Here is an 8,044-nt window from a genome sequence, read left to right as displayed (position 1 = left end):
CGCCGCCACCGTCGCCCGCTCCGCCGAAGGCTCGATCAACCCGGAGTACGGCATCCGCGGCGGCGCCCCCTACGGCGGCGTCTGCCTGCCCAAGGACACCCAGGGCTTCCTCGGCTTCGCCGACACCGTGGGCGTGGACATGCCGCTGCTCTCGGCCGTGGTCGAGGTCAACGACCGGCTGACCGAGATCGTGGACCACGAGGCCGACATCACCGACCTCGCCGCCACGCACGCTCAGCTGCGTGAGGCCGCCCGCGGCGCCCAGCCGGAAGCGGTGAGCGAACCGGCATGAACCTGCCGCTGTTCTACTACGTGCTCGGCACCCCGCTGGGGGTGCTCGGGCTGATCCGGTGGGGGGCCTGGCTGATCCGCCGGGTCCCCGCCGTGATGTACAAGCCGATCGCCGGTGACCACCGCGCGTCGGTGGCGATCGTCGTGCCGGTGTACCAGGAGGACCCCGAGATCCTGGCCACCGCCATCGAGTCCTGGCTCGCCAACCGCGTCGAGCAGGTCATCCTCGTGGTCGACGTCTCCGACACCACGTGTCAGGACGTCGCGGCGCGGTACCCCGTCGAGGTGATCATCACCGACGTCCCGGGCAAGCGCGACGCGCTCCGCCGCGGGTGGCGCGCGGCGCGCACCGAGCTCGTCGCCCTCGTCGACTCCGACACGATCTGGGCCGACAACGTCGCCACCGAGGTCGCCAAGCCGTTCGCCGACCCGCGCATCGGCGGCGTCGGCACGCGGCAGTCGGTCTACGGCAGCACGGGGTTCCTCTCCCGGATCACCGACATGTTCCTCGACCACCGCTACTTCGACGAGAACGCGAGCCAGTCCCGGCTCGGGCGCGCCGTGTCGTGCCTCTCGGGGCGGACCGCGGTGTACCGCCGCCACGTGCTGCTCGAGGTCGAGGACGAGTTCATGGCCGAGACGTTCTGGGGCGTGCCGTGCCTGTCCGGCGACGACAAGCGGCTCACGACCCTCACCCTCGAGCGCGGCTACCTCACGTACATGCAACGCACGGCCGAGGTCTGGTCGACCTTCCCCACCCGCTGGAGGGTGTTCTTCCGCCAGCGGCTGCGGTGGGCCCGCAACACCTGGCGCTCCGACCTGCGCGCACTGTCCAAGGGTTGGGTGTGGCAGCACCCCTTCCTCGCCTACACGATGATCGACAAGGCGCTGTCGGGCTTCACTCTGCTGCTGGGCCCCGCCTTCTTCGTGCTCTCCCTCCTCCACGGGAACTGGATCTTCTGCGTGGTGCTCGTCGCGTGGTGGCAGCTCAGCCGCGCCGCCAAGCTCCAGCCGCACATCCGCAGGCGCCCCTCGTCGTTCTTCGTGGTGCCCGGCTACGTCGCCGTCTCCTGGGTGATGGCGTTCATCAAGATCTACGCCCTGGTCACGATCCGCAGGCAGCGCTGGGGCACCCGCCAGGTCGCGGTCGAGAACGGCCAGGTGGTCCGCACCGGAACCGACGCCATGCCGGACGGCGTCGTGATCCCCGAGCAGAACGTCGAGCGAATGAGGGTCCCGGCATGAGCAGCGCCCGAACGGGCCGACGCACCAGGTACGCCGCCGTGCTCACGCTCGCCGTCGGGATCAGCCTGACGAGCGGGATCGCGATGGTGTCGTGGCCCGCCGAGCCGATCACCGGTTCGGCTGCGCCGGCCGCGCAGGCCGCGGTGTTCCCGGATCGGACTCCCGACGAGGAGCCCGCCTCCGGCGAGCAGGAGACCCCGCAGCCACCGCACGCGTCGGAGGCGTCCCAGGCCGGCGGGCCGGCGTCGTGGGTCTCGCGGGGCCGCCCGAGCCGGATGGTGACGGTGCGCACCACATCCCTCGACGTGGTCGTCGACGGACGGGTGAGCAGCCACCTCGCGTTCGGCGGCACGGCGGTCACCTTGGCCGAGCTCGACCGCTTCCTGCCGGACAGCTGGTTGACCATCGACGACGGCGTGGCGACCCTGTCCGCGACCGTCGTCCTGACCCGGGGCACCACCCTCGACGTCGCCGGGGCCGACGTGCACAGCCTGCGCCTGGCCGGTGGTGCCGGTGCCGCTGACGCCGCGTCCATCCACACCGGCGGCGGCGCGCTCAGGCTCGCCGGTCTCACCGTCACCTCCGTGGACCCGGCCACCGGGCAGCCCCTGCCGGCCAACGCCGCGGGCCGGCCGTCCATCGTGGCCTCCGCGGGAGGTCGGCTGGAGGGCACCGACATCACCGTCAGCGACCTCGGTGCCCCGGACGTGGGCGACGAGGACGGCCGTCCCGCCGTGCTCTTCAACCCCGGCAGCACGGGCTTCCTGACGCGCGCCTCCCTGCTGCGCGGCAGCACCGGACTCGAGCTGCAGCGCTCGGCAGGGGTGCGGCTCGCCGACGTCGCCGTCGCCGAATCGGGCGGGGACGGCCTCGTCCTGTCCGGCGACCGGGCCACGACGCTGAGCGGGATCCGCGCCGAACGCAACGACGGCGACGGCGTCCTGGTCACCGGGCCCAACTCGGATCGCCCGATCACCGGGATCGCCACGTCGGGCAACGGCGGGTTCGGCGTCGCGGTGAAGCGGCAGACCGGGCCCCGCATCACCGGGGTGACCACCGCGGGCGACCAGGACGGCGGGCTCGAGATCAGCGAGAGCAGCGACGTCGTCGTCACCGACTTCACCGCGACCGACCAGCGGGTCGGCGTGTTCACCCACGTGGGCAGCAGCGGGATCACGCTCGACCGCGTCCGCACCGCCGACGGTCGCTGGGGGGTGTCGGTCGAGAAGAGCACCGCAGACCTCCACATCACCGACTCGACCTTCGAGGGTGCGCAGGTGGCCGGCATCTCCATCGGAGGTGGGCGGACCAGCCTCGACGGCGTCCAGATCCGTGACTCGGACACCGCGGTGCGGATCGAACGCGGTGCGCACGACGCGTCGCTCACCGACCTGACCGTTGCGGGTGGGCGCGACGGCGTGGTCGCCAAGCCGGGCACATCTGGCATCGTCATCACCGGGCTGGTGGCCGACAACGTCGAGTCCGACGCCGTCCGCAGCGCCGGCACCGGCACCCGGATCGTCGGCGGCCGGATCACCGGCGGCGCCACCGGCATCGACGCCGAAGCCGCCACCACGATCGCCGACACGACGATCGACTCCGCCCAGGCGGGAATCCGGTCCAGCTCGTCCGAGCTCGTCCGGGCCACCGGCGTCACGATCGACACCCAGGACGTCGGGGTCAACACGGCCGACGGCAGCCCGTTCTTCCTCGCGGACTCCGAGGTGCACGCGCTCGAGTCGGTGCGCGGCGAGGTCGTCTTCGCGGGCATCAACGACCTGAGCCTGCCGCCGCTGAACGTGATCAGTGTGATCGGGGTGCCGCTGATCCTGCTGGCCGTCGTCCTGGAGGAGGTCCACAGCTTCCGGCAGCGGCGCGCCGGCGGACAGACCCGGCGCCGCGGGCCCACGCTCCGGATCGCCGGCTGAGTCCGCGCGCCCGGGAGAGGGTCCTCGCAGCCGCCCGGACCTCACCCGGGCACGCGCGTACCGGCTCAGTCGTCGACGGGACGCCAGGCCGGCCCGTCGTCGCCGGAGTGGACGTGGCCGAACGCGACGTCGGCGAAGTGGACGCCGAACCCGATCGTGCGCGGCCTGCTCAGCTCCTCCACGAGGGCACGGCGGAAGTGCGTCGACCGGCCGCGGTCGTGGTCGGGCGCCGCCCACCACTCCGGGTGCTCCATCTGGAGCGGGGAGTGGAACGCGTCGCCGAAGGCGATCACACGGTGCTCGCCCGCGGTGATCACGTAGGTGGTGTGCCCCGCCGTGTGCCCGGGCGTGAGCATGGCCCGGACCCCGGGGAAGATCTCCTCGCCGTCGGTCACGGTGCGCACGGTGGGACGCAGCGCATCGAGAAGCTCGCGGGAGGTGCCCTGCTCCACGGCGAGGTGGCGCTGGGCCCACTCCGGTTCGGAAACCAGGGAACCGCCGGTGAACTCGCGGGCCCACCCGACGTGGTCGACGTGCAGGTGGGTGATCGCGACCGCCTCGATGTCGGCGGGGCGGCGGCCGAGCGTGGCCAGGTTCTCCAGCAGCGCGCCGCCGTGGATCGCGCCGTACGGGTTGCCCGGCTGCGCGGGCGCCGCCTGCGGGCCGAACCCGGCGTCGATCAGCAGTGCCCGGCCGCCGCGTTCCACCAGCAACCCGCCGACGCCCGCGACGAGGTGGCCCGAGTCGTCGAGGTACTCGGGGTGCTTCGCCCAGACCTCGTCGGTGGTGTCCGGCAGCCAGCCGCGCGGGGAGAGCTGGACCGCGCCGTCGGGAACGTAGCTGAGTGTGGTGTCGCCGATCGTCAGCGACCGGATGCCCGACGGTCGCCGGAGCCGCTCGTCCATATCCCACTCCATCTGCTTATGACCTGAAAGGTTCAAGCCATAAATATCATGGCTTGATGTACCGGTGCTAATCTGGATACGTGTCGATGCCGGCTGCCGAGCGGGAGATCTGCGGGCTGGTGAACGGCCTCGCGAGCCAGATCGGTGCGCATGTGCGCGAGCGCGCGGTCAAGCTGGGGCTCACCGCCGCGCAGGCCACGGCGTTGCGCGAGCTGACCGGCCCGATGACCATGAGCGAGCTGGCCGACCGCATGGACTGCGAGCCGTCGAACGCCACCGTCGTGGTCGACCGGCTGGAGAGCCGGGGGGTGCTCGAACGCCGTCCGCACCCGACCGACCGCCGGGCCAAGCAGCTGATCCTCACCCCCGACGGCGCAGATCTCAGGAAGCGGCTCCTCGAGCTGCTCAGTGAGGAGTCGCCCCTCGCCGCTCTGACGCCGGAGGAGCAGGGCGTGCTGCACGACCTGCTGCAGCGGGCGATCGTCCGGCGCGCTTGACTTCTACCGCGGTTCAGGTATGACGATGGCAGTCGTGATCTTCACGGACTACGAGCTGGTGTACCTGAAGAGCCAGGGGGTCGGCCGGCTCGCCACCATCGGACCGCACGGTCCGCAGCTGACGGCACTCGGCTTCTCGGTGAACGACGACGGCACCGTCGACATCGGCGGGCCCGCGCTGAGCGGGAGCCAGAAGTGGCGCAACATCGCCGCCACCCCCGCCGTGTCCTTCGTCGTGGACGACATGACGCCGGACGAGCCCGGCGCGGTCAAGCCCGGCTGGGGGCGGGGGGTCGAGATCCGCGGCGACGCCGAGCTGCTCACCGACCACGCCCCGCCACCGTACGGCGGCAGCTGGTTCAGCAACGAGGTGATCCGCATCCACCCCCGGCGCATCCGGAGCTGGCACCTCGATCACGAGCGGGTCCAGTACACCCGCGACGTCGCATAGGCGGCCCGGGCGGCCACTGGACGGTTGATTCCCATGGGCAAGACCGTGGGGCCCTTCTCCGTGCCTCCTGGCGGCGCCGCGCAGTGTGCGGGGCCGCCCCTCGCAGCTCGAGGGCGCCTCCGGCGTCGCTGCGCGCCCCGTGACCGCCGAGCCTCTGCGGCCCCTGCACACAGCAGCGCGGGCAGGCCAGGGCCTGCCCGATGGGGCGCGCGCGGCGCCGCCACGAGGCGGTCCCACCGGGTCGGGGCCGCAACCGGGGCCAGCGCAGCGATCAAGGGCAGATGGCTGCCTCGGCACCGGTGACCACGGGCGGATGGTCGCTCCCGGAGATCCTTCGGCCACCATTTCCCCTTGATCGGCGATCCGGTGCGCGTGCTGCACCTCGGACGACACCACGTGCACGGCGGGCCTGGGTATCACCTTCGTGCGCCCCGACCGCCGCGGCGCCCCGTCGAGCGCTCCCCGATCGCCCTCGACCACCGAGAACCCGGGATCAACCAGCTAGAAGCGGTAGCGGAGCACCGTCGTGCCGCTCATCCGGGACATCCACGCGCTGCCCGCGATCATCCGCGCGGCCAGCCTCCCGGCCAGCGGCATCGCGGCGAGCTCCGGAGCGCGGGTCAGGAAGATCTCCTCGGCGAGGGTGAGCGCGGGCACCCGGCGTTCGGGCTCGTGGGGGTCGTTGAAGCCGGGGTTGACGACCCCGCCGCCGATCGTCGCGAAGCTGCCGAGGTGCCTGGTGGCCCAGACCGCGACCGTCGTGTAGGCGTTGAACGCCAGTTCGCCGCTCGGGAAGTGGGAGGTGAGCCGGCCGAGCAGGGACACGAAGCCGTCCTGCGGCAGGAACGCGACCAGTCCGTCGGCGACGATCACGGCAGGCCGCTCCGCGGGGATGCCGTCCAGCCAGCGCTCGTCCGTCACATCGGCGGCGATGGCGTGCGCGTGGGCGTGGCGCGGCACCACCCGTTCCCGGAGGGCGATGACCTCGGGGAGGTCGATGTCGTACCAGTCGACGGTGGGCGGCGGGTCGACGCGGAAGACCCGGCCGTCCAAACCCGCGCCCATGTCCACCACGACGGCGTTCGGGTGGCGGCCGACGAACGCCCGCACCACGGCGTCGAGCCGCTTGGCGCGCACCGCGATGTCGAAGACCTTCGTCCTCGGGTCGACGAGCCTGCTGCGCATCGTCGGGAACCTGGCGAGCGGGTCGTAGCCCGTCTTCCGGAGGATCTCGTCGGCCATCCGGTCGCCGAGGAACGGGTGGGGCAGCCGGCTGTCGAGTGCGCGGCCGCTCAGCGTGAGGAACAGGCTCTCCTGCGCCGGTGTGAAGGCCGGCAGGACCATGCTCACGGTTCGGTCCTCTCTGCATCCGCCCACGCGGCTTTGGCCGCCTGCAGGACGGTGTCGTCGGTGTAGAGCCCGCGGGTGAAGAGCTCGAGGGTCGGGACGGTGATGCGGCGCAGCACCTCGGGGCCGAAGTCCTCGTGCCCGAGCGCCCGCGCCAGCGGCCGGGGCATCGTCAGCACCGCCAAGCTGATCAGGACGGTCAGCACGCCCAGCGCGCGCGGGTCGGAGGACGGGCGCATCGTGCCGTCCGCGGCGCCGGCGCGGAAGATCGCCTCGGACTCCGCGACCAGCCGCTCCACGAACGTGCCCGCCGCCGGCACGTCGTCCTGGACCGCCCGGGCCATGTACTGCACGAGCAGCCGGTACTCGCCGGGGTCCGACAGGTACTCGCCGAGCAGGTCCGGGCTGCCTGCAGAACGCGCCCGGGCCGTCAGGACCTGCAGCACGTGCTCGTCGCAGGTGGTGCGCAGGCCGTCCTTGTTGCCGAAGTGGTGGAAGACCAGCCCGACGCTCACGCCGGCGGCCGCCGCGATCGCGCGCACGTTCGCCTTCTGGACGCCGTCGCGGACGAACGCGGCGATCGCGGCCTCCCTGATCCGCGCCTTCGCGGTGAGATCCGAGTCCTGGGTGACTGAACTCATGTTCAGCACCCTAATCACACGTTCAGTCGTGAGGCAAGGCAGGATGCCCCGCGTGCGGAGACTGCGCGGTGCCCTCGTCCTCGCGGCCTGCGCCGTGGTCGTCGTCGTGCTGGCCGGGGTGGCGATCGCCGACCCGTTCCACCTGCGCCACATCCGGTGGTTCACCGCGTCCGCCGTGCTGCTCGCCGTTCTGCTCATCACCGGGGTGTTCGCGCTGCTCACGCGGGGTGCGATGCGGGTGGTCGTGCTGACCCTGGGCGGGGTCGCGGCGCTCGGCTGGGTGGGGGTCGTACTGCTGGCGACGCAGGTGACGGTCGAGAACCGGACGGTGTCCGAGGTGGAGGACGGCGGGCGGCGGCTGGCCGTCGTCGAGGCGACGCCCCCGGCCGCCCGCCCGGTCTACGCCGTGGTCGTGCGTTCCGGGAGCGGGGCGTTCGAGCAGGAGGCCGTCGTCTACCAGGGCGTCGAAGCCGGGCCGCCGCCGTCCGACGTCCGGTTCGTCGACGCCGACACCGTCGAGGTGCACACCGGACCCTGCGTCTACCGGTCGGAGGTCGAGGCCGTCACCCTCGACGTCGACCCGGTCTACCGCACTCTGCGCCCGGACACCTGCTAGGTGTACTCGGCCAGGACGTTGGTGACGGTCGGGATGGCGTGACACGCGGCCAGCGGTAGTTGATCGAGAGAGAGCCCCCGGGTTGGGGTGTGGCTTGTCTAGGACCCGACCCGCTCCCCGGAG

8 protein-coding genes and 1 pseudogene are annotated in these 8,044 nt (G+C 72.3%); 6 read left to right on the top strand and 3 right to left on the bottom strand.

Annotated features, from left to right (window positions below):
- From ABEA81_RS42095 to ABEA81_RS42085, 3 genes and pseudogenes are all read left to right on the top strand, one after another.
- A pseudogene (locus ABEA81_RS42095) lies at nt 1-292 on the top strand (hypothetical protein); the annotation flags it as partial.
- Complete coding sequence (locus ABEA81_RS42090) at nt 289-1,536, top strand: glycosyltransferase (RefSeq protein WP_345613636.1); 1,248 nt, start codon at nt 289-291, stop codon at nt 1,534-1,536. The pseudogene ABEA81_RS42095 and the gene ABEA81_RS42090, both read left to right, overlap by 4 nt.
- The gene (locus ABEA81_RS42085; protein ID WP_345613634.1) at nt 1,533-3,464 is read left to right on the top strand and encodes a right-handed parallel beta-helix repeat-containing protein; all 1,932 of its coding nucleotides are present in this window, start codon (nt 1,533-1,535) and stop codon (nt 3,462-3,464) included. The genes ABEA81_RS42090 and ABEA81_RS42085 overlap by 4 nt, the downstream gene beginning before the upstream one ends.
- Nucleotides 3,465-3,529: 65 nt before the next feature.
- Here the strand turns inward: ABEA81_RS42085 and ABEA81_RS42080 are convergent, their stop codons facing one another.
- Nucleotides 3,530-4,369 (bottom strand): MBL fold metallo-hydrolase, encoded by an 840-nt coding sequence (locus ABEA81_RS42080; RefSeq protein WP_345613632.1) that lies wholly within the window; start codon nt 4,367-4,369, stop codon nt 3,530-3,532.
- An 86-nt stretch (nt 4,370-4,455) separates the two neighbouring features.
- Here ABEA81_RS42080 and ABEA81_RS42075 point away from each other — a divergent pair, with 86 nt between their 5' ends.
- Nucleotides 4,456-4,866, top strand: coding sequence for a MarR family winged helix-turn-helix transcriptional regulator (locus tag ABEA81_RS42075; protein WP_345613640.1), 411 nt, complete (start codon nt 4,456-4,458; stop codon nt 4,864-4,866).
- Nucleotides 4,867-4,885: 19 nt separating this feature from the next.
- Nucleotides 4,886-5,317, top strand: a complete 432-nt coding sequence (locus tag ABEA81_RS42070; RefSeq protein WP_345613630.1) for a PPOX class F420-dependent oxidoreductase — start codon at nt 4,886-4,888, stop codon at nt 5,315-5,317.
- Nucleotides 5,318-5,818: 501 nt separating this feature from the next.
- Here the strand turns inward: ABEA81_RS42070 and ABEA81_RS42065 are convergent.
- Both ABEA81_RS42065 and ABEA81_RS42060 read right to left on the bottom strand, forming a co-directional pair.
- On the bottom strand, nt 5,819-6,661 hold the full coding sequence (locus tag ABEA81_RS42065; RefSeq protein WP_345613638.1) for a class I SAM-dependent methyltransferase: 843 nt from the start codon (nt 6,659-6,661) through the stop codon (nt 5,819-5,821).
- Between the two features lie 2 nt (nt 6,662-6,663).
- Nucleotides 6,664-7,305, bottom strand: a complete 642-nt coding sequence (locus ABEA81_RS42060; protein WP_345613628.1) for a TetR/AcrR family transcriptional regulator — start codon at nt 7,303-7,305, stop codon at nt 6,664-6,666.
- Between the two features lie 52 nt (nt 7,306-7,357).
- On the opposite strand from ABEA81_RS42060, the gene ABEA81_RS42055 reads away from it, so the two are divergent.
- On the top strand, nt 7,358-7,921 hold the full coding sequence (locus ABEA81_RS42055; RefSeq protein WP_345613626.1) for a hypothetical protein: 564 nt from the start codon (nt 7,358-7,360) through the stop codon (nt 7,919-7,921).
- Nucleotides 7,922-8,044: the final 123 nt, after the last annotated feature.

The organism is Pseudonocardia adelaidensis, from assembly GCF_039543345.1.
Classification (GTDB): Bacteria; Actinomycetota; Actinomycetes; order Mycobacteriales; family Pseudonocardiaceae; genus Pseudonocardia; species Pseudonocardia adelaidensis.
Note: the sequence above shows the minus strand (reverse complement) of the source record. Positions and strands in the feature narration are given on the sequence as shown.

Excerpts from the sequence above, each read along its gene's own strand:
- ABEA81_RS42090 (WP_345613636.1), top strand. The coding sequence starts at position 289 with ATGAACCTGCCGCTGTTCTACTACGTGCTCGGCACCCCGCTGGGGGTG.
- ABEA81_RS42065 (WP_345613638.1), bottom strand. The coding sequence starts at position 6,661 with ATGGTCCTGCCGGCCTTCACACCGGCGCAGGAGAGCCTGTTCCTCACG.
- ABEA81_RS42070 (WP_345613630.1), top strand. The coding sequence starts at position 4,886 with ATGACGATGGCAGTCGTGATCTTCACGGACTACGAGCTGGTGTACCTG.
- ABEA81_RS42060 (WP_345613628.1), bottom strand. The coding sequence starts at position 7,305 with ATGAGTTCAGTCACCCAGGACTCGGATCTCACCGCGAAGGCGCGGATC.
- ABEA81_RS42080 (WP_345613632.1), bottom strand. The coding sequence starts at position 4,369 with ATGGACGAGCGGCTCCGGCGACCGTCGGGCATCCGGTCGCTGACGATC.
- ABEA81_RS42075 (WP_345613640.1), top strand. The coding sequence starts at position 4,456 with ATGCCGGCTGCCGAGCGGGAGATCTGCGGGCTGGTGAACGGCCTCGCG.
- ABEA81_RS42085 (WP_345613634.1), top strand. The coding sequence starts at position 1,533 with ATGAGCAGCGCCCGAACGGGCCGACGCACCAGGTACGCCGCCGTGCTC.